General features: G+C 59.1%; 19 protein-coding genes and 6 pseudogenes. 11 read left to right on the top strand and 14 right to left on the bottom strand.

Annotation, left to right across the window (positions count from 1 at the left end; genetic code table 11):
• Positions 1–10 precede the first annotated feature (10 nt).
• Positions 11–507, top strand: a pseudogene (locus tag CK227_RS36930) (aldehyde dehydrogenase family protein); the annotation flags it as partial.
• 512 nt (positions 508–1,019) lie between these two features.
• Here the strand turns inward: CK227_RS36930 and CK227_RS29335 are convergent.
• A pseudogene (locus CK227_RS29335) lies at positions 1,020–1,480 on the bottom strand (OB-fold nucleic acid binding domain-containing protein); the annotation flags it as partial.
• Between the two features lie 307 nt (positions 1,481–1,787).
• A complete protein-coding gene (locus CK227_RS29330; protein ID WP_063169287.1) occupies positions 1,788–3,719 on the bottom strand; it encodes a potassium transporter Kup in 1,932 nt (643 codons plus the stop codon).
• A gap of 975 nt (positions 3,720–4,694) precedes the next feature.
• Between CK227_RS29330 and CK227_RS29325 the strand changes: the two genes are divergently transcribed.
• The 5 genes and pseudogenes from CK227_RS29325 to CK227_RS36925 all read left to right on the top strand — a co-directional run bounded on the left by CK227_RS29325 (position 4,695) and on the right by CK227_RS36925 (position 11,118).
• A complete protein-coding gene (locus tag CK227_RS29325) occupies positions 4,695–4,973 on the top strand; it encodes an AlpA family phage regulatory protein (protein WP_063169289.1) in 279 nt (92 codons plus the stop codon).
• Complete coding sequence (locus tag CK227_RS29320; RefSeq protein WP_063169290.1) at positions 4,970–5,602, top strand: hypothetical protein; 633 nt, start codon at positions 4,970–4,972, stop codon at positions 5,600–5,602. Before CK227_RS29325 ends, CK227_RS29320 begins: the two co-directional genes overlap by 4 nt.
• 702 nt (positions 5,603–6,304) lie before the next feature.
• Positions 6,305–9,838, top strand: a complete 3,534-nt coding sequence (locus CK227_RS29315) for an autotransporter domain-containing protein (protein ID WP_082826570.1) — start codon at positions 6,305–6,307, stop codon at positions 9,836–9,838.
• 243 nt (positions 9,839–10,081) lie between these two features.
• Positions 10,082–10,765: pseudogene (locus CK227_RS37530) on the top strand (integrase); the annotation flags it as partial.
• A gap of 116 nt (positions 10,766–10,881) precedes the next feature.
• On the top strand, positions 10,882–11,118 hold the full coding sequence (locus tag CK227_RS36925) for a hypothetical protein (protein WP_063169293.1): 237 nt from the start codon (positions 10,882–10,884) through the stop codon (positions 11,116–11,118).
• A 161-nt stretch (positions 11,119–11,279) separates the two neighbouring features.
• Here the strand turns inward: CK227_RS36925 and CK227_RS29300 are convergent.
• Together CK227_RS29300 and CK227_RS29295 are read right to left on the bottom strand one after the other, a co-directional pair.
• A pseudogene (locus CK227_RS29300) lies at positions 11,280–11,480 on the bottom strand (SMC-Scp complex subunit ScpB); the annotation flags it as partial.
• Positions 11,481–11,573: 93 nt separating this feature from the next.
• Positions 11,574–11,834, bottom strand: a complete 261-nt coding sequence (locus CK227_RS29295) for a hypothetical protein (RefSeq protein ID WP_095769041.1) — start codon at positions 11,832–11,834, stop codon at positions 11,574–11,576.
• A 217-nt stretch (positions 11,835–12,051) separates the two neighbouring features.
• On the opposite strand from CK227_RS29295, the gene CK227_RS29290 reads away from it, so the two are divergent.
• Together CK227_RS29290 and CK227_RS29285 are read left to right on the top strand one after the other, a co-directional pair.
• Complete coding sequence (locus CK227_RS29290) at positions 12,052–14,214, top strand: prolyl oligopeptidase family serine peptidase (protein ID WP_082826571.1); 2,163 nt, start codon at positions 12,052–12,054, stop codon at positions 14,212–14,214.
• A gap of 38 nt (positions 14,215–14,252) precedes the next feature.
• Complete coding sequence (locus tag CK227_RS29285) at positions 14,253–14,951, top strand: OmpW family protein (protein WP_063169295.1); 699 nt, start codon at positions 14,253–14,255, stop codon at positions 14,949–14,951.
• 307 nt (positions 14,952–15,258) lie between these two features.
• Here CK227_RS29285 and CK227_RS29280 read toward each other — a convergent pair whose 3' ends face one another.
• The 9 genes and pseudogenes from CK227_RS29280 to CK227_RS29245 form a co-directional block, all read right to left on the bottom strand.
• Positions 15,259–15,459 carry a hypothetical protein gene (locus CK227_RS29280; protein WP_244514237.1) on the bottom strand — a complete coding sequence of 67 codons (201 nt, stop codon included), beginning with the start codon at positions 15,457–15,459 and terminating at the stop codon, positions 15,259–15,261.
• 144 nt (positions 15,460–15,603) lie between these two features.
• Positions 15,604–16,263 (bottom strand): hypothetical protein, encoded by a 660-nt coding sequence (locus CK227_RS37525; RefSeq protein WP_063169296.1) that lies wholly within the window; start codon positions 16,261–16,263, stop codon positions 15,604–15,606.
• A 101-nt stretch (positions 16,264–16,364) separates the two neighbouring features.
• Positions 16,365–17,020 (bottom strand): annotated as a pseudogene (locus tag CK227_RS29270) (IS630 family transposase); the annotation flags it as partial.
• Positions 17,021–17,088: 68 nt separating this feature from the next.
• Positions 17,089–17,323, bottom strand: a pseudogene (locus tag CK227_RS29265) (aldehyde dehydrogenase family protein); the annotation flags it as partial.
• 308 nt (positions 17,324–17,631) lie between these two features.
• Positions 17,632–17,880, bottom strand: a complete 249-nt coding sequence (locus CK227_RS37885; RefSeq protein ID WP_063169297.1) for an aminotransferase class III-fold pyridoxal phosphate-dependent enzyme — start codon at positions 17,878–17,880, stop codon at positions 17,632–17,634.
• A complete protein-coding gene (locus CK227_RS37880; protein WP_263485461.1) occupies positions 17,841–18,068 on the bottom strand; it encodes an aminotransferase class III-fold pyridoxal phosphate-dependent enzyme in 228 nt (75 codons plus the stop codon). Before CK227_RS37880 ends, CK227_RS37885 begins: the two co-directional genes overlap by 40 nt.
• A 221-nt stretch (positions 18,069–18,289) precedes the next feature.
• Complete coding sequence (locus CK227_RS29255) at positions 18,290–20,272, bottom strand: argininosuccinate synthase-related protein (RefSeq protein ID WP_063169298.1); 1,983 nt, start codon at positions 20,270–20,272, stop codon at positions 18,290–18,292.
• Entirely contained in the window at positions 20,269–21,213 is a 945-nt protein-coding gene (locus CK227_RS29250) for a DMT family transporter (RefSeq protein ID WP_082826572.1), read from the bottom strand. Before CK227_RS29250 ends, CK227_RS29255 begins: the two co-directional genes overlap by 4 nt.
• A gap of 657 nt (positions 21,214–21,870) precedes the next feature.
• Positions 21,871–22,089: a helix-turn-helix transcriptional regulator gene (locus CK227_RS29245; RefSeq protein WP_029354714.1), complete on the bottom strand. Its 219-nt coding sequence runs from the start codon at positions 22,087–22,089 to the stop codon at positions 21,871–21,873.
• A gap of 109 nt (positions 22,090–22,198) precedes the next feature.
• Between CK227_RS29245 and CK227_RS29240 the strand changes: the two genes are divergently transcribed.
• A complete protein-coding gene (locus CK227_RS29240) occupies positions 22,199–22,465 on the top strand; it encodes a DUF2285 domain-containing protein (RefSeq protein WP_063169299.1) in 267 nt (88 codons plus the stop codon).
• Between the two features lie 438 nt (positions 22,466–22,903).
• Here CK227_RS29240 and CK227_RS29235 read toward each other — a convergent pair whose 3' ends face one another.
• Positions 22,904–23,137 (bottom strand): helix-turn-helix transcriptional regulator, encoded by a 234-nt coding sequence (locus CK227_RS29235; RefSeq protein WP_082826573.1) that lies wholly within the window; start codon positions 23,135–23,137, stop codon positions 22,904–22,906.
• A 115-nt stretch (positions 23,138–23,252) separates the two neighbouring features.
• On the opposite strand from CK227_RS29235, the gene CK227_RS29230 reads away from it, so the two are divergent.
• Entirely contained in the window at positions 23,253–23,534 is a 282-nt protein-coding gene (locus tag CK227_RS29230) for a DUF2285 domain-containing protein (RefSeq protein WP_063169301.1), read from the top strand.
• 438 nt (positions 23,535–23,972) lie between these two features.
• Positions 23,973–24,929, top strand: a complete 957-nt coding sequence (locus tag CK227_RS29225) for an IS481 family transposase (RefSeq protein ID WP_063169302.1) — start codon at positions 23,973–23,975, stop codon at positions 24,927–24,929.
• Positions 24,930–24,999 lie beyond the last annotated feature (70 nt).

Genomic DNA, 24,999 nt, shown 5'->3' with positions numbered 1-24,999 from the left:
CTGGCGCTTGCCGGCGCGAACCAGTGGTATCGCGAGGGCGAGCACGCCGAGCGCTTTTCCTCCGCCCTCCACTGACCACAGACCCGCACGCAACGAAGCCGCGCTCGATCTTATCGTGGCGTGGCTAGGTGCAATGTTTGCTCTCGCCATCAGGCCGGCTTTCCCGATGGCGTGGTCAACCTGATCTATGCGTCCGAAGGTGATCGCGTGGGCCGTGAACTCTGCACCAATTCCAAAGATCAGCTTTACCGGTTCGAACGAGGTCGGACGGCTGCTGATGCGTCAGTGCTCTGACCAGATCAAGAAGGTCAGCCTTGAAACCGGCGGCAATGCACCTTTCATCATCTTCGATGATGCCGACATTGACGGTGCTGTTGACGGTGCGGTCCAGGCGAAGTTCCGCAATGCCGGCCAGACCTGCGTTTCCGCGAACCGCATTTACGTCCAATCGAGCGTTCACGATGAGTCCGCCGAGAAATTGTGGAGAAGGTCCGGCACTTATCAGTGGTCCGACGTCTACTCCCGGAGCGAAGCCGTCGCCAACCCAAGATCGAGTCCCACATCGCAGATGATAATTCGATGCGGGGCCGAACGATAAATATGCATGCTTTGGCCACCCCGAGGCAGGGCTCATTGAGATGATCCGACCGCCTTGGAACAAAGATGGGGTAGAGCAGATGAAGCGTTGGCAGCGTGTCTCCATTCGACGCGAGCGCTTAGGATGGGATCACGATCATTCGCATCACGCGCAGCCGCAAGGGCGATGCCATGGCTACTTTGGAATCGTTGAAGTGGTTTGAGCCGGACAGTCACAAATACACCCGTTACGCCGCGGCTCAGGAAACGGGGCGGCGTCCGGCGGTGGAGGTGCTCGCTGACTTAAAAAGGGTGCGGGCAGTCGTTGCGCTTGAGAGCGACGACATTTGGGATCCGGCACGGGGTGACCTGCTGCCAATCGGCAGTTAACAGGGTCCGACAAAAGTGTGCACAACATGCTGCTGAAGTGGCCTCCGGAAGCGCTACCGGAAGTTACGCGTCTTGAACTTGATAGGGTCGATATGGTCATACTGCATCGACGATGTCGCGCCCCTTCGGCATGCCGCGCGGATCGATGCCCGATCCGCCGTGATGAGCCTCGTCCCTCGGCCGTGCGGCAACGGAAACGGCGTCTTGCGGTTTCCCACGCTGGCCAGCCCGGCCGACAGATCGGTCAGCTCGTGGGCGACGAGGTGCACCACCTCCTCTTCCGTCGGATGCGTCCGCGGACGCCGAGCATGGCCGAAGCAAGAAGCACGCGCCGGAATTTCTCGAGAGATCTTGACCCAGACGACGACGTTTGCCGCACCCGTCTCATCCTCCAGAGGAACATGAAGCCTTTGGCCGAGCCCGGCCGCTGCCGGACCAGCACCAGGCCGGCGGCCTCGAGCCAGCTTCTGCCTCGCGCCTGCATAGCATCCTGACAGGTCACGGTGCGGCGCCGGTTAGGCGGCACGCCGATTTTGGCAACGCTAGCCTGTGAACTGAAGAATGAAGGTCGGACTTGCGGCACATCGATTAGGTTCAAATGATAAGTTGCTGCCCGGCGAGGTCGTTTCAGCGCATCTCGACTGGTGGGTCGGCAAGACAATGCGGAACGGAAATGATCGCAGGCGTAAAGGACGGCTTTCGGGGCCGGAAGCTTCAGGCCTGGAACCGGACCCCAGTTTGGCGCAAGCATCGTGGCCTCCGCCCGGTCAGGCATTCACCGGCTCGCGAAATGCCAATTGATTCTGCTTAACCGGGCATACCTAAACGGCCACTTGCGTTCCGATCTCGACCACACGTCCGGTCGGGATCTGGAAATACTCCGTCGCGTCGGCGGCCGTGCGCGCCAAGCCGATGAACAGCTTGTCCTGCCACACCGGCATGCCGGAGTTGGGTGACGCCTTGAGCGAGCGACGCGACAGGAAGAAGGACGTCGTCATGATGTCGAACTTCCAACCCTGCTTGCGGCAGATCGCCAGCGCACGCGGGATGTTAGGCTGTTCCATGTAGCCGAAGGTCAGTGTCACCCGCATGAACAGCTCATTGATCGTTTCCATCTTGATCCGCTCGCTGTCGGGCACCACGGGCTGCTGCGCCGTCACCACAGAGAGGATGACGTTCTGTTCGTGCAGCGCCTTGTAGTGCTTCAGGCTGTGCATCAACGCGGTCGGCGCACTGGCGGGATCGCTGGTCAGGAACACGGCCGTACCGGACACCAGCTGCGGTTTCTTCTTCAACAGATTGCCCGCAAGGAAATCGAGCGGAATCTGGTTCCTGCGCGTCTTGTCAAATAGATACCTGCTGCCTCTTATCCAAGTCCACATGGTCATCACGATCACTGCGGCAATGGCAAGCGAGGCCCAGCCGCCTTCGAATACCTTGACGATGTTAGCTGCAAAGAAGCCGGTATCGATGAAGACGAACACCGCCATTAAGGCTATCGCGACGCCGAGCGGCCATTTCCAGATGCGCGTCATCACAACAAAAAGCAGTATGTTCGTCACCAGCATATTGCCGGTCACCGAAATACCGTAGGCCGAGGCCAGCCGGCTGGATTCGCCGAAGCCGACCACCAGCAGCATCACCACCAGCGCCAGCATCAGGTTGATGCGCGGCAGATAGATCTGGCCCGACTGTTTTTCCGACGTGTGCTGGATGACGAAACGCGGCAGCATGTTGAGCTGTACCGCTTGCCTGGTCAGCGAAAAGGCGCCGGAGATCACCGCCTGGCAGGCGATCACGGTCGCCGCCGTGGCAAGCACGACCATCGGAATAAGCGTCCAGCCCTGGTTCATCTCGAAGAACGGATGACCGACAACGCCGCCATTTGCCAGCACGAAGGCGCCTTGCCCGACATAATTGAGCAACAGACAAGGGAACACGATCGCCAGCCAGGCGAGCACGATCGGCTTGCGGCCGAAATGGCCGAGGTCGGCGTAGAGCGCCTCGGCTCCGGTGACGGCGAGGAAGACTGCACCAACCGTAACGAAGGCGACGTCAGGCGAGTTGACCAGGAACGACACGATGTAATGCGGGCTGATTGCCAGCAGGATTTCCGGGTCGTCCATGATGTGGTTGAGCCCGGAAAGGCCGATGGCCAGGAACCACAGCGCGGTAACGGGTCCGAACACCAATCCTACGCCGCCGGTGCCAAACCGCTGTACCGCAAACACGATCGCCAGGATGGCCAGTGTCAGCGGCACCACATAGGGCTGGAACGTCGGCGTGACGACATTCATACCTTCGACCGCCGACAGTACCGAGATTGCCGGCGTAATGACGGCGTCGCCAAAAAAAAGCGCCGCGCCGACGATGCCGATGCCGATGCCGATGCCGAGGATCACCGCAGAGCAGGTCGGGAAACTGTTGCGCGCCAGCGCCATAAGCGACAGCACTCCGCCCTCGCCTCGATTGTCGGCGCGGAGCACGAACATGATGTATTTGATCGTCACGGTGATCGTCAGGGACCAGATGATCAGCGAGAGTACGCCGAGGATGTCGCCACGGCTGGCGACGTTGCCACCCGCTGATGCATGCAACGCCTCGCGAAATGCATAGATCGGGCTGGTGCCTATATCGCCATAAACGACACCTAGTGCGCCCAACATCAGCGCCTTGGTGCTGTGCTGCTCGACCTCAGAATGGCTCGATTGTTCGACAGGTTCTGCCTCGTTACCAGCATTGGTAAGGGCCATGGACGACACTCCGATAAGCGCGCGGTGCTCTACGCTTGCTGCACTGCAATATCAAGTTCCGTCACGTAATGTCTGCCGTCTCGCCTGTCGTTGCTCGCCTTGGTAGACTCGCCAGCCCGCAGCCCTACCGAGCAGCAATAGCGCCCCGGCAGAACCCTCAATCGCCCAGATCAATGAATGGTTATCGCCCACAGTGCCCCCCCGCGATGCGGCCGATGGCGACCAGGGTGTCGTGGGCGCACAAGGATGGCGCTTTCCTGATGACGCCGTGCTCCAGGTGTGATCGCACCGTTGCTGCGCAAGCCATTTACTTGCTCGTCCCAGCGAGGACCGTGGCCAACTGGAACGCAGGGCCACGCCGCTCACCGGCCGCACTTTGCGGCGCAGATAACGATTCGATCTCCGCGGCGAGATTCTGGTTGAAGAAGCCACCAAGCTTGTCGAAGGACACACGGTCGTAATATCGACATGCCAGTATCCGCAACCCAGAAAAGCTCCTTGGGCTCCGCTGCGCGCGCCACGAACAACCCGATCTTCTCTGCGAAGAGGACGCCGTAATCCTTCAGGTTGAAGCCAAACCGGGGGGCGGCCGTGACGTATGGGCGAAGGGCTAGGAGGCGGGTTCGGTGAGGAACGGCATTGATGTCCACGCCGTCTCCTGGAAAGACAGAGGAATGCGGTGTCACCGACTGGCGCCGGAGGTTGATCCGGTGATTAGGAGGAGCACTCGTTGTCGGATTCTCGACGATGTCGGACATCTGACACAACGCTGCCAGAGCGATCACGTTGTTCCGAAACGATTTTCCCAGTTGGCACGACAATTGCGGTCCTATGCGCAAAAGCACTGCGATGCCGCACCGACTGGAAGAACTCATCAATGATCACGCTTTTCGAACATGTGGGCGCCGCTACCAACACTAAGCGTTCCCGATCAAACGGAAGCCTCTATCCCTTCTTTCTGAAGGCTGTCCGGACATGAACGCATTTGATGTCCGTCCAACGCTGGATGCTCCCGACGACGATCTCTATCTTTGGCTTGAAGATGTGGAAGGCGAGCGGGCACTTGCCTGGGCCGCCGGCCAGTCGGCAAAGACCCTGAAGCACTTCAGTGGAACGCAGTTCGAGCGCGACCGCGCGACTCTGAAGGCAGGCCTGTTCCCTAAGCGGCGTCGCATCTCCCCCGGCCGAGTCGCATGGCTTGAATCCGATATCAGGGCTTGGATGGAAACTAGATCTGAGAGCCGCACCGCATGAATGTAGCCTCCCAATATCTTCTCCCGTCTGTGGCGCATCACGAAGCCGGGCACGCGGTGGCCGCCATCGTTTTGCACCGTCAGATGTTCGACGACGACCGTGAACTCCCTGCTTTCTCAAGTGTTAGTATTTACCCCGACGCCGGTGACGGAGAGTGCGGTGGTTTTGTCGAAGGCACGGTTTTCTATTCAGCGCAAGGATTCACCTCGGAGCTAAAGCCGATTTTCGAGAACGATATGGATCGACATTTCCAACGCGATGAAGCGATCCAAGAGATAGTTGCGTGTCTGGCAGGTCCTTTTGCAGAATCCGCATTCGAAGGCTATCTGGACCCGCGCGATATGGCGATGAATGCGTCCGATGGGAATGAGGGGAGCAGCGACTACGCGGATGCCAAGCGAATCTATGGTGAGTTGCGGTTCCTGATGCCGCGCCGCCCCCGTTGGAGGCGGATCGAAGATCGCACGGCCCGGCTAGTACTCGATCACTGGTCAGCCATCGAAGCATTGGCCGCGCATTTGCTGGTCAAGCATGATCTCCAATTCGATGAGGCTCTGACGATTGTTGCGCCGCATCTTCCGCCCATGCCAGCAGCTACGCCGCCAGAGCGTCATCCGCAGCCTGCTTGATCAGCCATTCGATGTGATTTGACCACATCTGCAACACCTCGCGCTTCTCCTTGACGTTGCTATAGAGATCGTAGATTTCGCCAATGTCTCCGGTGCGGGCTCACAGCCCGTCCATATAGCCGCCAGTCTGCTGCCTTCGAGTGGCCCATGTTGGCCGCGGCCAGGAAGTGGCGACGATTGAAAGGACAAAATCAGTTGCCGAAACTCATCGCAGGTGACGGTCTGGTGGCAATTTGGGCACATCTTGTGTCTCGTCGCCAGTAAACACGGATGCCCGGCAGGAGCTGAGCTCGCTGCCGGCGGAAATCGTAGAGCGCCAGCGACGCATTCTGATCTTTCGTCAGGCAGTCGACCGCCTTGGCATACGCCTCGGCCTCCATCTCGATCGACCTGAACCGGTATCTTGTGCGCCATCCGGACGATCTGGGAAAGCTTGGCCGGGCCGGCGCCTTCCCAGGCGCACGGGAAGCGCGACGACCCATGTGGACCTTGGATTTCACTCCGCACTTACGCTGCTTTGGCCTTGTCAGCAGCCTGAGCATAAAGCGTGCTCAGCTTTCAGGCCGAGCACTCATCCATTGTTGACAGCACCTGTCGTCATTCAGGATCGCCCCATTCTCGCAGGCCGCTTGCAGCTTTCAGGCTGTTGTCAGCCAGGGCCGCCATAAAGGGTCTCGTTAAACAATTCAGGAGGCCGTTCCAATGAACAATCAGTTTGCGAGACTTTTTCGAGGACCAGGTATGCAGGCTTGTTTCAGGACAAAGAACTTTCTGGCGGCAACCACCGCGATGACGACGGTATTCCTGCCGGCTGTGTCTCTCGGGGTGGGTCTGGTAGCATTTCCAACTGGAGAAGCGTTGGCCGACGACCCGATTTCGATCCCGCTGGAGTATGTCGGGGAAGGCCATGACCGCCTGGGCATCTGGGCCAAGATCAACAATGGCAACGCGCAGCGATACGTATTCGACACGGGCTCGGACCAGCTCAACACGCAGATCGGGTCAGAGGTGACCGGGGTCCGCCCGATTGCCGACACGCCTTACGTATATACGTACGGGGACGGAACGTATGGTAATAAGCTTCAGAACGTGGAAATTGATAAATTTACATATGTCGATCCAGATCAAAAGATAACAATCGACGGGCCGTCTGTAAGCGATAAGAAATACCGGGCTGCTCGCATTCTCGATTTTGTCTATACCCATGCGTATTGCAAGGACAACAATCTTAAGTGCACGCCGGGATCCGTGACGGATGGACTTAAAGATATGTATGGTCAGGATCTCCAAGAACCTTATCACGCCGATAAGGAGCAGCGGGCGAAAATGACCGCTGGCAAGATGGCAGACGAAGGCGGCGATTTCGCAGGTACATTCGGGGCCGGCGATTTTCTTGGCAAGACAAGTGTCTGGGGCATGATGGGCAGTGTCACCAGGTCTGGCTACGTGGTCTCCGCCAATGTGAATCCGGATTCCGAGAGCGACCAAACGCCTGGCTGTTCCCCCTGCACGATTGTCAACCTCAATCCAAGCCTCCGGGCCCAATATACTAATGCCATGCCATGGGGAGAACCCGAGGAAAAAGATCAGGATTCTTATCAGAATTTTCCTGGCTCTGGCGCCAATGCCTCGACCGAATACGAAGGCAGCTACAATCTGCAGTACACGGTTAAGGATGGAGCCCCACCAATCACCGACCCCAACAAGACCGCGGTATTGCTCGACACCGGCACACCGGGCGGTGGCAGTCTGGAGATCAGTGATGCGATGCTGAAGCAATTTCAGGATGCGGGCGTCAAACTTAAAAATGTTCGGAGAAATGAGCAACGCGAGATCGTAAGCGCATCGGGCAACATCCCGAGCGTTACAATCGCAGGAACGGATGGCGATCCGGTAAGGCTGGACAATATCGACTTCACCTACACCAGCGGCACGACGGAACAACCCAATGACCAGACCAGTTTTGTTGCCGGTCTTGACTTCTTCAAAAACAGATCGGTCATTTTCGATCTGGAGAAGAAGTATACCGCTTATACGTCACATTTCGTCACTGCCAGCAACTTCTCTACCGATTCATCCGCACCCGAAGGGACCGGTCTGAGCAGGATCACGACGAGCATGGGGAATGAGGGCGGGTTCGGCATAGCGGGTGTCGTCTCCGGCTCCGGATCGCTGACGCTTGATACAAAGACGGTGGTCCGGATGACGAATGTCAACACCTACACCGGCGAGACGAATATTGCTCAGGATGCCTATCTCTCGCTTGCGGGGCTCGGCAACATCCAACGGTCAGCGAAAGTCGTTGCAGACGGCACGTTCGATATCTCCGAACATGGAAATGGCAGCGACTATTGGGGAATCTCCGACGCCTACAACGATGCCCGTATTCGTAGCCTGAGTGGCAGCGGAACGGTCGAACTGGGCAAGCGTACCCTGGTGCTAACGGATTCGAACGACACGTTCGCCGGCAGCATCAACGACCTCGACGTTGATAACAATAATATGGGCGGCAAACTATTCGTTGCCGGTGGCGTGCAAACGCTGAGCGGAAAGAACAATTTTTCCGGCATGACGACGGTCGGTTCCGGCGCGGGATTGCTGCTTGCCGATACAGGTGTGCTTTCCCATGATGCGACCACGTCCGGCTTTCTCGGGAATGACGGGCAGATCGGGGGCACGGCTATCGCAAACAGCGGCGGTGTCGTCGCAGGCGGCGGCACCTACGGTGCGGTCACCATTTCCGAGGGCGGCACGGTCGCTCCTGGCAGTGCGACCGATCCGAGCAGGATCGTCACCACACTGACTGTCACGGGCGATTTCGCGCAGCAGTCCGGATCGATCTATCAGGTCGACCTCGCAAGGTCGTCCGATCTCATCGATGTTGGCGGAGCAGCGGCGATCGACAGCGGCGCGCAGATCGAGCTGCTGCGGCAGGGAACGCTATCGGTCGATGCCCGATATACTCTGCTCTCCGCAGCAGGCGGCGTAAGCGGCACCTATGGCGGGCTGACGGGGGCTCTGGCGACAGACGCGACGCCCTTCGTCGATTTCCAGCTCGTCTACGATGCCAACAATGTCTATCTCGATATCAGCCGCACATCGACGGCGTTTGCCGATGTAGCCAGCACCTTCAATCAACGCTCGGTCGCCGCAGCGGCTCAGGCGCTTGGAAGCGGTAATCCGATCCAGGACAACATCCTGTTCCTGACGGCGCCGGAAGCCCGCAACGCTTTCGATATGCTATCAGGCGAGGTTCATGCTTCCATTCATAGCGGCCTCATCGAGGACAGTCATTCTGTACGCGATGCCGCGAGCGAACGGATCCGTGCGGCGTTCGACGGCGTCGGTGCCTCCAGCGTTCCGGTGATGACTTATGGGCTGGGTGGTCTGGAACTGGCCCCGGCAACGAGTGAGAATTTCGCCGTATGGGGCCGTGGCTTCGGCGCCTGGGGTCATCTCGACAGCGACGGCAATGCCGCCGGTCTCGATCACTCGACAGGCGGCTTTCTGGCTGGCGGTGACGCGGCTGTCGGCGAAAGCTGGCGGCTCGGCCTCATCAGCGGCTACAGCCATACCTCCTTGGAGGCGGACGATCGCGCGTCGTCGGGCTCGAGCGAGAATTACCATCTCGGTCTTTTTGCCGGCACGCAGAACGGCAATCTCGGTTTTCGTTCCGGCCTTGCCTATACCTGGCACAGCATCGAGACCGGCAGGTCCGTGGTCTTTCCAGGCTTCGCCGACAGCCTTTCGGCCGATTACGACGCCGGCACGTTCCAGGCCTTTGGCGAGCTCGGCTACCGTATCAATACGGCTTCGGCTTCCTTCGAGCCCTACGCTAATCTCGCTTATGTGAATTTTGACGCCGATGGCTTCACCGAGAATGGCGGCGCAGCCGCCTTGTCGAGCGGGGATCGCTCGAGCGACACGGCGTTTACCACGCTAGGTCTGCGTGCGTCGACGGTACTGACCCTCGGCACCGTGACTGCTACCGCGCGCGGCGGTCTTGGCTGGCGCCACGCCTTCGGCGACGTCAGGCCGGATACCGCTCTTGCCTTTGCTGGCGGTTCCTCCTTCGCCATCAAGGGCGTGCCGATCGCAAAGAACGCAGCTCTGCTCGAAGCTGGGCTTGACGTAAACATCACCGAGAACGCGACGTTCGGCATCGCCTATCAGGGACAGATCGCCTCGGATGCCCAGACACACGGGTTCAGCGCCAAGCTCGGCGTCCGTTTCTAAATCACCCGCAAAAGAGATTGGTTATGAAGTCAGTGAGTGCATTTTCTTTTACCGTCGTTCTCGGCTCAGCGACGGTGATGTCTGTGTCCGCCGCGCGAACGGACGATGCCTGCTACAACAAGGCACAAAGCCTATGATGACGCAATGTTCAATCGACGACCTGAAGCCAGTCGATGGCGAGCTTGACAAGCTCTACAAGGAGATGGAGACCCGGCTCAAAGAGTCCCGGCGCATGTCCAGGAACTGGTCGAGACCGCGAGGGGCTACAACGCCACCTCGGAGAACACGCGCGACGCCTACCCCAAGGATTGGCGGCATTTTTCCTCCTGGTGCCGGCGCGCTGGCTTCGATCCCCTGCCTCCGGGCTCGAAGGTGATCAGGCTCAATATCAGCGCCTGTGCCTCGGGCACCGCCGCCGGCGATCCGAAGCGTGGCGCCCCTGCCCTTTAGTTTGCGACCATCGAGCGGCGGCTTTCCGGCCTCGCCTGGAACTTTACCCAGCGCGGCCGGCCGTTGGACCGCGCGGAGCGGCATATCTATAAGGTTCTTGCCGGCATTCGCCGCAAGCACGCAAAGCCACCGCGGCAGAAAGAGGCGGTCCTGGCGACGATCTGCTGGCGATGATCGCCACGCTCGGCCACGACCTCAGGGCCTGCGCGACCGCGCTATTTTGCTCCTGGGCTGTGGCGGCGGCCTGCGGCGCTCCGAGATCGTCGGTCTCGACGTCATGCGCGACGACAACAGCGATGGCGCCAGCTGGATCGAGATTTTTGACGGCAAGGGCTGCTGGTCACCCTGCGCGGCAAGACCGGCTGGCGCGAGGTCGAGGTCGGCCGCGGCTCCAGCGACCACACCTACCCCGTAGTCGCGCTCGAGAGCTGGATCCGCTTTGGCCGCATCGCACGTGGACCCCTGTTCCGCCGCATCTTGTCGATCAGGTCGATATAATACGAAAAAGCCGCCGCCATTCGGGACGGGCGTCGGCTATCATGTCCAGCCATTATGCGGCGAGCGGATAGCTTTCGCCGGACCAGGCAGAGAACTTGGCGGCAAAAGCCTTCATCTCGTCGACCGCGAATGTGGTGCGCGGTTGCGAACTCGACTTGCTGGGCGAGAGGGACCTCGCCGAGAAAGGCGCTGACATGAGCGGGATGCTGCTTGGCCAAATCGAGATCCGCAAAGCAATCGGCCAGCGCCGCGTCGTCCAGCTGTACGCTGCAGGGCGCGTTCACGTCGTCAAGACGGATGCCAAATGCTTGCTCATAATGGCCGCAAGGTAATCGTTTCGGGTCGGAGACACAAGTTGCCGCCTCCTTCGCCGTAGAGTGGCCCGATACAATCACGATCGATATTGCCACCTCTTATCGATAGTGATCGCATAGTTCCCTGATTCGACTCTCAACCGCTCATATCAAGCGATTACTTCCATGTATCTGCTGCGCTAGCCCGTCCTGGCCTTGGAGTGTCGCTCCTCACCTCCTCCACCACTCACCAGCCCGATGGGAGTATCGCCCGCCAGCAGCTTCTCCTTGCTGAGCAGCGCGGCAACCTCAATCGCCTCGAAATCGGGCAAATCCCGCAGTGTGTCGAGGCCGAAGTGCAACAGGAAGGTCTTGGTCGTGACGTAGGTGTAAGGCGTGCCAAATTCAGCGGGCAGGCAGACGTTGACCCACAACAATCAAGGGGACGGTGCAGGCCAAGATTGCGGCAGGGCTTGGGCCCCCCACCCTTCTCCTCAGAACTCCGCTGCTTCCAGCTGGCGGCTGAAACTCACAGGCGCAGCCAGCTTGGTCTCTAACAGCATCGATCGCATCATGGTGTCTGCCATGAATCCGTGTGCGTGAAGCGCTCCAGAGCGAAGATGTTGGGCGTCAACCAGGTTCACTCCAATGAGCTTCACTTCTCGAGTTCTGCACAGTGTCCACGACTGGCGCCGGAGGTTGATCCGGTGATTAGGAGGAGCACTCGTTGTCGGATTCTCGACGATGTCGGACATGTGACACAACGCTTCCAGAGCGATCGCATTGTTCCGAAACGATTTTCCCAGTTGGCACGAAGGTTGCGGCCCTATGCGCAAAAGCACTGCGATGCCGCACCGACTGGAAGAACTCATCAATGATCACGCTTTTCGAACATGTGGGCGCCGCTACCGACACTGAGCGTTCCCGAGCCGACGGAAGCCTCTATCCCTTCTTTCTGAAGGCTGTCCGGACATGAACGCATTTGATGTCCGTCCAACGCTTGATGCTCCCGACGACGATCCCTATGTCTGGCTTGAAGATGTAGAGGGCGAGCGGGCACTTGCCTGGGCCGCCGGCCAATCGGCAAGGACTCTGAAGCACTTCGGTGGAACGCAGTTCGAGCGCGACCGCGCGGCTCTGACAGCCATTTTCGACAATCGCGACAATCTTCCCCTGATCGCGCGCCGTAGTCAGTACCTCTACAATTACTGGCGAGATGACGGTAATCCACGCGGACTGTGGCGCCGGACCACCCTTGCCGCCTACATGAAGGCGGATCCCCAATGGGAGCTACTGCTCGATCTGGATGCTCTCGCGGCTAGCGACGGAGAGGACTGGATCTGGGACGGCGCGTCCATCGAGCCGGAGAGACGGGAAAGAGCCGTTCTGCGCCTGTCGCGCGGCGGCAGCGACGCGGTCGTGCATCGCGAATTCGACCTGATTTCTCTGAGCTTTGTCGCCGACGGCTTCAACCTCCCCGAGGCCAAAGGCTACGTTAATTGGCTGGACCCTGACACGCTTCTGCTTTCCAGTGCGCTTGGTAATGGCATGGCCACCCGCTCCGGCTATGCGCGCACAGTTCGACTGTGGAAGCGTGACGCGGATCCCCTCACCACGCCGGCAATCTTCGAGGCCGGGTTCGAAAGCTTCCAAGTGTCTGGTCATTCGGACCGCACCGGCCGCAGCGAGCGCCTTTGGTTCATCGAGCAGCCGGCCTTCTTCGAGAAGATCAGCTGGATCGGCGATAGGAGCGGGCCGAGGAGGCAGATCGATCTTCCTCGCGACGCGTCGTGGCGGGTCTTCGGCGACTGGCTGGCGGTAAGGCCGCGCAAGCCCTGGACGGTGGGAGGCACCACCCATCCCGCCGACGCGCTGATCGTCATCTCGCTTTCCACTTTCCTCGCCGGCGGACGCCGTTTTGAGACCCTGTTTCAACCAGGGGAAAGGCGCTCCATGCAGTCATTCTTCTGGAATGACGGGAAGCTCATTATCTCTTACCTCGTCAATCTCGCACCGCGTTTCGAGATGTTCACTCCCGGCCACCAGGAATGGACGCGCCGAGTCCTGAACACCCTGCCCGCCGAAGGTACTGTCGACGTCTGGTCATTCGATGCGGCAGTTCACGAGACCAATGGAGAGGTCCTGATCTGTGCTCAGGATCCGATCACGCCGCCGCAGCTCTTGCTGTTCGATCTGAATGCCGCGCCGTCTCTCAGCGCTTCAGCAATCCTGAAGCGCAGCCCGGAGAATTTCGATGCATCCGGACTGGTGGTCACGCGCCACGAGGCAGTCTCTATCGATCATGAGCTGATCCCCTATACGCAGGTTGGTCCGGCGAACGGGAACGGAGATGCTCCGATTCACCTTTCCGCTTATGGCGGGTTCGGCGTATCATTCCTGCCCTACTACAACTCCCCGCTGGGCAAGCTGTGGCTCGAGCGCGGTGGCACGTGTGTCGAGGCGAACATCCGCGGCGGCGGCGAGTTCGGCACCCGCTGGCACGAAGCCGGGCGCAGGGAGGGCAAGCGTCTCGCCCACGACGATTTCGCCGCCGTTGCCTCCGACCTCGTGCGAAGGGGCATCACCCTGCCGAGGCGGATTGCCGCCGAGGGTGGCTCAAATGGCGGCCTGCTGATCGCAAACATGCTGACCCGCTATCCTGAGCATTTCGGGGCTCTGTTCTGCACAGCACCGCTTATCGACATGCGTCGCTACACCAAGCTCTTGGCGGGCGCGAGCTGGATCGACGAATATGGCGATCCGGACAAGGTTCACGATTGGGCTTTCCTGAAGGAAATCTCCGCCTATCACGCCGCAGCGCCGGGACAGCCCTATCCGCCTATCCTGATCGCCACCACGAAACGCGACGACCGCGTCCATCCGGGCCATGCGCGCAAGATGGCCGCAAAACTGCAGGCTCTTGGCTATCCCGCTTACTTCTACGAGGCCAGCGCAGGCGGGCACGGCTGCGGCGAGGACAATCGGGAGCAAGCCGCATTCATCAGTCTAGGCACCAATTTTCTCCGCAGCGCAATCGGCTTCAACGATCACCCTCCGGAGACGGCGGAACGCGTTGCAACGCAAGAGGGGCATTTGAGGTCCATCAACAATTCATTCGAGCAGGAGACGAAATAGTGCAGTGCATCCTTTCTGAACATCAAGGAGTGAATCTCATGGCGAGAACGCGAATGGGCGTAGCGCGGGCAACAGCAGCGGCGGTGGCCCTGATCATGGTGGGACAGCAGGCCGTCGCCGCGGAGCCTGCGCAAGCAGAGACCGTCCTGGCGGAGACGGGAGCCTCGGTCACCGAAGCGCCAATCCCTTGGCAGGTCCGCCTGCGGGCGTTGGGCGTCGTTACGAAAGATCTGGGCTACGTTGATACGCTTCCCGGCTCCGGTCTTTCGTATTCGGACACGGTGACGCCGGAACTCGATATCTCGTATTTCTTCACCGACAACATCGCCGCCGAACTCATACTCGGTACCACTTATGCCAACATCGCGGGCCAAGGGACGATCGGAGGGTTGGGCAACATCGGCAAAGTTTGGCTGCTGCCGCCGACACTCACGTTGCAGTACCATTTTACCGATCTCGGCGCGTTCAAGCCTTATGTCGGCGCCGGCGTGAACTACACGATCTTCTACAACCAGGACACTGGCAGCGCTGATGCTCTCAAGGTGAAGAACACGTTCGGCACGGCGCTGCAGGTCGGATTCGACTACATGGTGGACCAGCACTGGGGCCTCAACTTCGACGTGAAGAAGCTTTTCCTGAAGCCGGACTTCGACGTCACGGTGACCGGCGCGAAGCTGACGGGGAAGGCGGAGCTCGATCCCTGGCTGATAGGCGCAGGTGTCACCTACCGCTTTTGAATATCAGAGTGAAGTCTGCTTCCCGACTGCCGGTTTAAATGAAGGGCGCCTCGCGCGCCCTTTTTTACGGTCGACACTGCAGCGCAAGACCTCATGAAGCTATTGTCGGGCGGGGTTCTCTTCCGGCGGACCAAGAAGATGCACTGGCCAACCGGCCTTGCGCCTGAGGTGGAGTGCTTAGAAGCGCTTTGGATCGGGACGGGCTTTGGTATTGTGGGTGGAATGCTTCAGCCAGACCATTTGCCAGCATCGTCTCCCGGACGTCATGTGTGAGCTTCTTTGTCAGCGCAAGGCGAACACGGATCTCCTAGCAGGCCGTTGAAGAAGTGTCCCGTTTGGCCTTGAGGATTGCCTCGTCGCCGTTGTGATAGAAGGTGATGTCGATGGAGCCGTCGTCGAGCAGTTCAGCATGGCCGTCGCCTGTGACCTCGTCCATTTCGTCGAATCCGACCCATGTGAAGAAGACCGTCGACGGGCCGTAGCCGAGTTCGAGGGTTAGATGAGCCAAACGCCAGTGGGGCGTCCTGGGGACGACGCGCGCGAGATTCTGGTCGTGGTGGCCAGCCCAATACGATGTGAGAAGTTGCTGCCGGTGCGGGTACCGGAGGTCGCCGATAGTGACAGCCGATGTTCGACAGCGGCAAGGACATGCTCAGCCGTCAACGCGCCGAGGGCTTGGCCGGGAATGGTGGTGATGGAACCAATCCAGAAAGCGGCGGCTGCCCAGGAGAACGCCTTCGCGGGACTTTGACTCCAGTCCGCACACCCTGCTCAGATAGTCCGAAAAAGAGGTCAGAAGCGGAGCATCCGGATTATTATCTACACTGGGAACAGAAGCATGGAAGCGTTCTGGAGCCACTCGCCGCGCGTTTACCAGTGCCGACACTGCTCCAAGCTGACTATCTGCCATGACCACCTGCCGAACGTAGTCCGTTGATGCCACCGGTACCCTTCGCGGTCTGCTCCAGCGGGAAGATCGGGTCTGATCGACCCTGCTGACCTGTGCGGCGGCCTCTCTCGCTAGGGCGTCCCCCTTCCTGTCGTCCTCCTCCGCCGCTTTCGGCTGCTTTCGGCCCGCCGCCCTCGCCAAGGCGTCGTAGTCGGTAAGCGCGTCCTCCGTCTCCTTTAGGGGCTTCATCGCGTGACTAGAGTTTAGCGCGTGTTTGTAGGCGGCGGACCGAATGGTCGTCGAAATGCCACTCAGCGCCACCGCAAGATGCCCTAGGGCTTCCGCCTCATGATCTGACAGCGGCACGTCACGATTAGAGCCGATTGCCCTGCCTTCTTCCAGTTTCACAATGTTTGTAGTCATTTCCTGCTCCATCGCGTTGACTGAGATACGATGGAGACGGAAGTGGAGAACAAATTTTTACAAGCAACTAAGATGATATTCTCGTCAACGGGACAATAGTGGACGTTGAGGGCGGCGAACAGGGTGGTGGTGCCGTTGCGCTTGTAGTCGTGCCTCATCGTACCGAGCCGCCCCTTCTTCATCGGCAGGCCGGGTGGGTGCGGTCGAGCGCCGGATCTGGCTCTTTTCATCGACCGACAGAACGATGGCATGGGCCGGCGCATCGAGATAGAGGCCGACGACGGCGCGCAACTTGTCGACGAACTTCGGATCATTGGAGAGCTTGAACCTGGCGCCAGCGGTGGGGTGCGAGACCATGCGCCTTCCAGATGCGCCTGACGGCGCTGGCGCTGATTGCGGCGGCTTGCGCCATCATGTCGGCGGTCCAGTGGGTCCTCTCGCCCGGCGGATCGGCAAGCGTCAGTGCCACGACGCGCTCGCCGACATCGGGACCGAGCGGCGGAATGCGCCACTGTCGCGTCTTGTCGCGCAGCAGCCCGTCACAGCCTTCCGCGGCAAAGCGCTCCTGCCAGCGCCAGACGTCGGTCTTCGACTTGCCGATGCGGCGCATGACCTCGCCGGTGCCGACGCCGTCGGCGGGCAAAAGCACTATCTCGGCGCGCCAGACATGCTTTTGCGGGGCGTTGCGATCCCTGATCAGCGCCGTCAGACGGACGCGATCGGCCGACGAAACGGTGAACGATCTTCCTGTGCGCATGCGCCAGACTCGCACGCGCAGGCCAGAAAGGGAATCTCTGATTGGACTCCTATGTCAGGCGGGAACCACTAGACGCCGAGACCGCCGATGCAGACATGTTTGGTGTCGAGATAATCCACGATGCCCTGGAGGCCGCCTTCCTTGCCGAGGCCCGATTCCTTGACGCCGCGGAACGGCACCTCCGGCGTGGTGATCAGGCCTTCATTGACGCCGGTACTTCAGTCCTTCCATCACGCGGAAGGCGCGACCGAGATCGCCGGTGTAGAAGTAGGCCGCGAGGCCGAACTCGGTGTCGTTGGCGAGCGGCGTGCCCGACCTGAGACATGGGTGACGTTTTGTACCGGACACGGATGAAGTGCACCCCTCGGGTGAGCGTTTGCTCGATAATATCCACTGAAGTGAAGCAGTCGGTCTTAATGCTGGAACTCATGCCACCCGACCGACCCGGGAATTCGCAGCAGCGGCGCCGTCGAGTGCAGAACGAATGCCGTCAACCAAGGGGTCGATCTCGCTTTCGGTGATTATATAGGGCGGACAGATTCCAAGCACTTCTCCCATATTGCGGATCATGACGCCGTGCTCGCGGCACCGCCGCTCGACATCGCCGATCCTCAGCTCGGGCGCGAAGACGCGACGGGCGCACGATCCTCGACGATCTGAACCCCCGCGATGAAGCCGCGGCCGCGGGCTTCACCGACAAGCGGATGGTCGCCGAGCGCGTCCGCGAGGGCTCCATGCAAGTGATCGCCGAGACGACGCGCCTGGGTCACGAAATCGATCTCGCTGTAGATCCTGATCGCCTCGGCGGCGACGGCCGCTATCACCGGATGACCGGAGTAGGTGAAACCGTGACCGAACACGCCGACCTTGTGGGCCTCGTCAGCGGCGCATTGATAAATCTTGTCGAGATAATGACGCCGCCAATGGGCAGGTGACCGGATGAAAGCCCCCCGGCGATCGAGAGCATGTCCGGTTCCATCCCAAATGTCTGGCTACCAAACCAGTTCCCGGTGCCTCCGAAGCCGCAGACCACCTCGTCGGACAGCATGAGGATAATTTCTCACTTTCTTGCGAAGATCGGGGGTGTCCACGGTCATTCGTATTACGCGAGATCCGCGAGGCCAAAAACCATCATACCAGAGAGGCGAAACTGCTATCTAGGTGTTTAGATGCAAGAAATTAATCCTGCATTGTTCCCGCACCAGGAACACCCGAGAGGATACCAAGCAGTATTGAACCTTGTTGAAAATGCTCTCGGCGCGCTGGGCGTTATAATTTCTCGAAGGCGATCACAAGGACGTCGCGATAAGCGTACGGCATTTTCAGGTTTTCGGCCACAATCGACGATACATCGTGAAAGGTTTCGCGGTCGTTGCAGATCACAAAATCATTCGGGGAGTTCATTTCGACCTCGCCGAGGAACTCCTTTGAGGCGTCGGTGATCATGCTCATGCCGCCGGTGACGTTGACCCGCCCAATCATATAGCAAGCAATGAAGTCCACCCCGTCCTGGTGAAGGCCCTCGGGTGCCGGTTTGCCATTTACACCATCGCGCGCGACAATCCGGTAGGGATGGATCTTGATATTCCAACGATCATGTCGGGCGGCTTCACATAGAATTCTGCAGAAACCTGTCAGAATCTTTTCTAAGACGGGATGGTCTATAAAGGAGTTTTCAAGGGGCTCGAAGTGGCGCTTGAAGCCGCCATTCAGATGATTGACACTTTTTGATTGTTCGTAGGGGGCGTGGGGTAGGAGCCTAAAGATTCCGTCAGTCGCGTCATATTCAAAAGCGCTATAGCGCCGGTAACGATATGTTCCGCCGTCACGCATGTATTCATCGAGAAGAAGTCGATTCCAATGGTCAGCAAAGTTCTTCCAGGCTGCATCAATTTCGATGCCAAAGCAGGCTTCGGCGCGCTCGCCTTTTGAAAACCACCATCCATTTGTCACCAGACCGTCAGTGCATTGTTGACTGAGGTTGGCCGGCGCCTGGGGTGCGTTGTTTTCCACGGGTGTCTCCCTTTTGGTGACTTGGCGAGGACGGAACGCTTTGGACAACGCTATGTGGGTTGCGGCTTGGTATTCCCAAAGGTCGCGGTCCCTAATGTATCTCGGCGTCCTGGCTCGGATCGACCGAGGTAAAAAGCGTGTGTGATCGACTATGTAGCTGACGCTCCCGCTAACGCCCTCGAGGGCGGATGCAATGGCCCGTTCGCACATCTGGTGAATAGTACTGCCCCATGCACCTGAAACCGCCTCTTGGGACCAGGCTTGCTCAAGCCCTTGCTTCAAAACGATTGATGCCACGTCAAGAGAAGCGGTTTCGAGGTGACGCAGCGCGTCGAAGATAATGGCCGCGGCAGGGGCCTCGCGGACTTCGAGAACCTTTTGGCCGGTTGTGATGTGTTCAAGCCCGACAAAGCGGCCGTGCCCGAATTTGCCGACCGTGTTATTCAGGAACGGGATTGCGTCGACCAATGCAACATCACGGTCATCAATTGACACGAGACTTCCGTCTGCAAACCCGAGTTTGATCTCTACCGGCTGCTCTGCGGGAATGTGGCGCGTCCAAGCAAATGCCTCCTCGGGGATGGAAAAGTTCTCGGGATCTTCCAAAGGCCCCGACTCGAATTCCCGACACCAGAGGTTTTCGTCCGCGCTCCACGTGCGGTCCGCCACAAAAGTCGCTCCACACTTGGACAGGTCGGAGGTCTTCTGTTGTCGGGATATCACAGAGCATTCATACGGACTGCCGAAGTTGCCGGAAAATCCTGAGCGCTTAATGCTATTGTTAAGGCGCGGAAGACTGTTTTGAGAAAGGTTTGCTGTATGAAGAACCAGCCGTGAGTTGATTGACCTAGCATGATTAACAACCAAAGATGCGATTATGGGACGGCTCAACGAACTGCTCAACGGATAGATGCCAAGGTACTTGGCGTGGGCTCGAATGGCTGATTTCACGCCTTGTTCGACAAAGGCATCCCGCCCTTCGAGGCAGACAAAGCGCGCGCCGAACATGGCTGCCGTCCGTTCCAACAAAGGCTGATCGATGCGCGTTCCGACATCCGCTGCGACAGCTTCAATGTTCGCAAAGCCAAGGCTTTGCAGCTTGTAGAGAAGATAGGTGCTGTCGAGACCGCCGCTGAACATGGTTGCAACTGGTGCGGTTCGGTCCGGAAAAGCCTCCAGATCTTCAAAACTCGAAATGCCGCCGATGGCGGGTTTGGTGGAAGCCAAGATGGGGTTCATTTGGATGTCCTGCTCTCAAACCAGATGCCAGCAAACGTCGCAGCGAGGACGAGGCCTGCGCCTATCAAGCTCGGTACTGTCAAAGGCTCATTCAGAAGAAGGTGCGCTAGAACGAAACCAAAAAAAGGTTCTGTTCCCATCAAGAAGCCAACCCGTGTCGGTGTGGATTTTCTCACTGCGGCATTTTGAATGTAGAATGCAGCGAGGGTGCAGAAGAGTGCAAGGAAGGCAACAGCGCCCCAAAACTGAAGGGTGGCCCTCACAACAAGGCCTGAAATTCCGAACTGAGCGACGGCCAAAACGAAAGTAAGTGTTGCCACCGTCGATCCTTGGATGGCCGTCAGGGCTGCAGATGAAATCTGCCGGCCGGCCAGAAGGCGTTTGGTGGAAACGACCATAACCGCTCGCAGAATCGCGGCCCCCAAGACAAGCGCGTCACCCGGGCTGAACCTGCTGATCCCGCCAGTGAGAATGCCGACACCGATGCACGCTATGGCAGCACTTGCCAAAATGCCCGTAGGTGGAAGTCGCCGTGATAGCCCATAGTCGATGCTCGGCGTGAAAATCACACAAAGCGATATGATCAAGGCCGTGTTCATTGCGCTTGTCGATGCAACGCCGTAAGTTTCAGCAATAAAGATGCAAAAAAGTATTGTTCCCAATGCGAAGCCGCGGATGAAATCGCCCCAGGAGACCAATGCGATCTCATGTCTTGCAGCCACTGCCGTAATGATCGTAGTAATCAGGAAGCGATAAAGAACAAGTATCGAAACCGGCGCGTAGAACAGTGCGCCTTTCCCGACCGGATAGCTCGCCCCCCAAACGAATGCGACTCCCAGCAAGGCTAGATCCACCGAGAAAGATGGCGTCCGTGTTTTCCTGACAGGTATTGGAGAACTTTCGAAAACGTCCACCTTCAAAGTTTCCTTTGTGTTAGCCATCCACCCCTGCTGCGAGGGTCAAACAGATCAGGTCGTTCAGCCTCTTGGGCGATCCGTGCCGCGGCGTACTTGTTTTTGGTAACGCAAGTGCCGTGCCGATTCGGAAAACCATTGCTAGACAACAACCTGGTCGCCTTGATAGTTCGGCGGTTCATGTCCATTGTTGTCAGAATGCCGACAATGACTTCAACTGCAGGGATCCTACCGGCAGGGCCTCAAGGCGAACACGCGGCTCCAAGATGCCGACACGATGGCTGGTTCAGCCATGCTTCGACAGTTGCCTGTTTTTTCAGTTCCTTTGCTGTTCGTGCGCTAACCGCAACGCTCCATACTAGTCTCGCGTGGCTGTCCCCGTGGGGTGGGCGGCAGAAAGCGATTAGGCCCGCTGAAAGAGGCGAACCGCATCCGAAGGATCGTAACCAAGAGAAGGACCTGAAGCGAGAGCGAAGGTTGCGGGAGGCCGCGGCGGGCCTAAAAGGCAATGCCGACCGCCCCAGGAAAGGCTGACAAAAACCGCAGCGGCCGACTGTCCAATAGGGTGCGCCGGGCCAGGGCGAGCCAAATGGCAGGGGCTGCCGGGGGACCCTAAGAAAAGCCTGGGTTCACGAGCACCCGGCGCGCGCCATCAGGCGGCCAGCTACTTGGAGGGCGGGTGTATCATGCCTGTTTGTCGGGCCGAACCAGATCCATGTGGCTGACGCCGAGGGCCAATGCCAGTTCATAGATCGTGATAATTGTCGGATTTCTTCGGCCTTTCTCCAAGCCGCTGATGTACTGCTGACTGAACCCGGAAATCTCCGCAAGCTGCTCCTGCGTCAGGCGCTTCCTTTGCCTGATCCTCTGCACATTCCGTCCGACCAACTTGCGCATATCCATGCACGCAAGCCAGCGGATCAGGCGGCTTGAGTTTATCAACTATAATATGTAATCCACATTTAGCAGGCACAGGGCTTCGCGGGTCCATTGGCCGGAGATAGAATTAGCGATGTTGCAGCCCAGATCGAACACGCCGTTCGCCGACGAGGTCCCCTGGTCGGACCGCATTACAGCCTACGACAAGGACCACTTTACAACCTATATGAGGCTCCTGGACGCCTCGGCCGACAACGCCACTGAAGAGGAAATGGCCAAAGTGATCCTCGGCATTGATCCGGCACGCGAACCTGAGCGCGCACGCAACGTTCTTCGCAGTCATCTCGACCGTGCAAACTGGGTGGTGACGAGCGGCTACAAGGATTTGTTCGCCAGTTGACGAAATGGGCGGTGCGGTCGCTTCGCTTCAAGCAACGAAGTCGCGCAACCGCCATGCATCGACGTATCACCACAGCGCGGATGGCCCAGCGCTTCGCTGTCTCATCATTTTGTCCTCCGCTCGCCAATGGCTGCTTCCCAGGAATGGGTGCGGCGGCGAATCATGACAGGAACGGGTCCGCCGTCTGAGCCGCACCGCATCCGAAGGGCCGGATGGACAACCTACTGAAAGCTCACAGCTGGCTAAGGGTTGCGGGACGCCGCGGCGGGCCTAGAAGGATGCGGCGCCACCTGCTGAGAAAGGCACAAAACAGAGCGAATTGCGAGAGTCTAACGACGCGCTAGGAGGCGCAGCGGAATGGTCGAGACGCCAGAGCCAAGAAAATCGGGGCTCGACCCACCGGCACACGGCACGCGCGGTGATGGGCGCGGGCGCCCACTACGTGCGCAGGCTCAACAGAATCTCACACGGATCAGCATCGAGGGCCGCAGTTACGTCGAGAAACTCAATGACATCGAGACGCCGTTCGCCACCCTCATATTTCGCCACGAAAGATTGCGGACGACCAAGCTTCTCAGCCACCTGCGCCTGCGTCAGCCCTTTGACATTGCGCAGTGAGATCAACTGGGCCAGAAACCGCTGGTGGCGGGGAGATCGAAGAGATTTGGGCATTTAGGTGAACCGGCAGGTAGAGACCGGCTCAGCGACTAATCCCCGTTTCGGATTATCCCATTTTGGGATATTCTGCCTTGGATCCAGCGATCAACATGCGAGGTTCGCGGCAGACATGAATCAATCAACGGGAACAGATAGGACTCAAAGCTCAACACTGCTCGACGAAGTCCCTTGGTCTGACCGTCTTACCGCCTACGACAGGGCGCACTTTACCATCTATATGAGGCTCCTGGACGCCTCAGCCGATGAGGCGCCCGAAGAGGAAATGGCCCAACTGATCCTCGGCATTGATCCGGCACTTGAACCGGAGCGCGCCAGGAAGGCGCTTCGTAGTCATCTCGACCGTGCGAACTGGATGGTGACGAGCGGCTACAAGGAATTGTTCGCCAGCTGACAAATTCGCAGTGCTCGGTCATAGAAGCGTTCCTGTGCCATTGGTCAGGCTGATCGGGGCCTGCACCACAGACGCGCCGGCAAAATGGACCCGGTGGCGAGCACAATTCAGTTCCCAGGAAATCGGGGTTTGGCAACTGTCCGAGCGTCTGACGTGATAGAAGGTTCCGCTCTGTCTGGATGGGTATTAGCCCGGAGCAGCACTCCATATCGTACCGGCGCTCGACGAAGGGTCCACCTCTTCGCTTTCAAGCCGCATAACCGATAGCCATCGCCCTAAGTCAAGGGTTAGAGATTACCGGCAGGCAGGTATGCAAGCGGGCCATCCTCGGAAACTATATAACCGCACGACTAGCTGTGAGCTTTCGGGAGGTTGTCCATTCGGACCGGACCGGGGAGACTGGAGTTACCAAGCTTCAGCACTCACCGGAGGGTCCGAATGAACATCCATAAGAATGCCCGTCTCACACCGCTGCGTCGAGAGGAGATGGCGCTGTCGGTGATAGAAGGCGCTTTCTCCAAAGCCCATGCGGCGCGTGTCTACGGCGTGTCGGCCAAGATCGTGGCGCGCTGGGTCGAGCGCTACAAGTCCGAAGGGCGGGCCGGCATGATCGACCGTTCCTCGCGGCCCGCCAATATGCCGCAGGCCACCGCTGCGTTGATCGCCGAGCGCATCATGGCGCTGCGGCGGCAACGTTGGACCGGCAAGCACATCGCCCATGAGGTCGGCGTCTCGCCCGCCACCGTTAGCCGGGTTCTCAAGCGTGCCGGACTGTCGCGGTTGCGGGATATCGAACCGGCCGAGCCGATCCGACGCTACGAGCGCGAGCATCCTGGCGAGATGATCCATATCGATATCAAGAAGCTCGGTCGTTTCGAGCGCATCGGTCATCGCATTACCGGCAAGCGCACCGGCAATGCCAGCTCGCGCGGCAGCAGTTGGGAGTTCGTCCATGTCTGCATCGACGACGCCTCCCGCATCGCCTTCTCGCAGATCCTGCCCGACGAGAAAAAAGAAAGCGCCATCGCCTTCCTCAAGGCGGCGGTGGCCTACTACGCCAGCCTCGGCGTCACGATAGCCCGCGTCATGACCGACAACGGCTCCTGCTACAGATCAAAGGCCTTCGCCAAGGCCTGCCGCGATCTCGGCCTCAAGCACGTCAGGACAAGACCCTATACACCCAAGACCAATGGCAAGGCCGAGCGCTTCATCCAGACAGCACTGCGCGAATGGGCTTATGCCATCGCTTATCCGACTTCAGATCACCGCGCCGCAGAGTTGCCGGTCTGGCTGCACAGATACAATTGGCACCGTCCCCACGGGAGCCTAAAGTCCAAAACACCTATCAGTCGCCTCGCTCTAACCGAGGACAACCTGTTGAGGCTCCACAACTAGCTCGTCAGCGACGACACACCCGCTCGAGCACCCATAGACTATGATCACCGGCGCGGACTGGAAGAATACG

The sequence above is a fragment of the Mesorhizobium sp. WSM4308 genome (assembly GCF_002294905.1).
Taxonomy (GTDB): Bacteria; Pseudomonadota; Alphaproteobacteria; order Rhizobiales; family Rhizobiaceae; genus Mesorhizobium.
The sequence above is the reverse complement of the archived record's forward strand: the minus strand, read 5'-3'. Positions and strand labels throughout refer to the sequence as shown.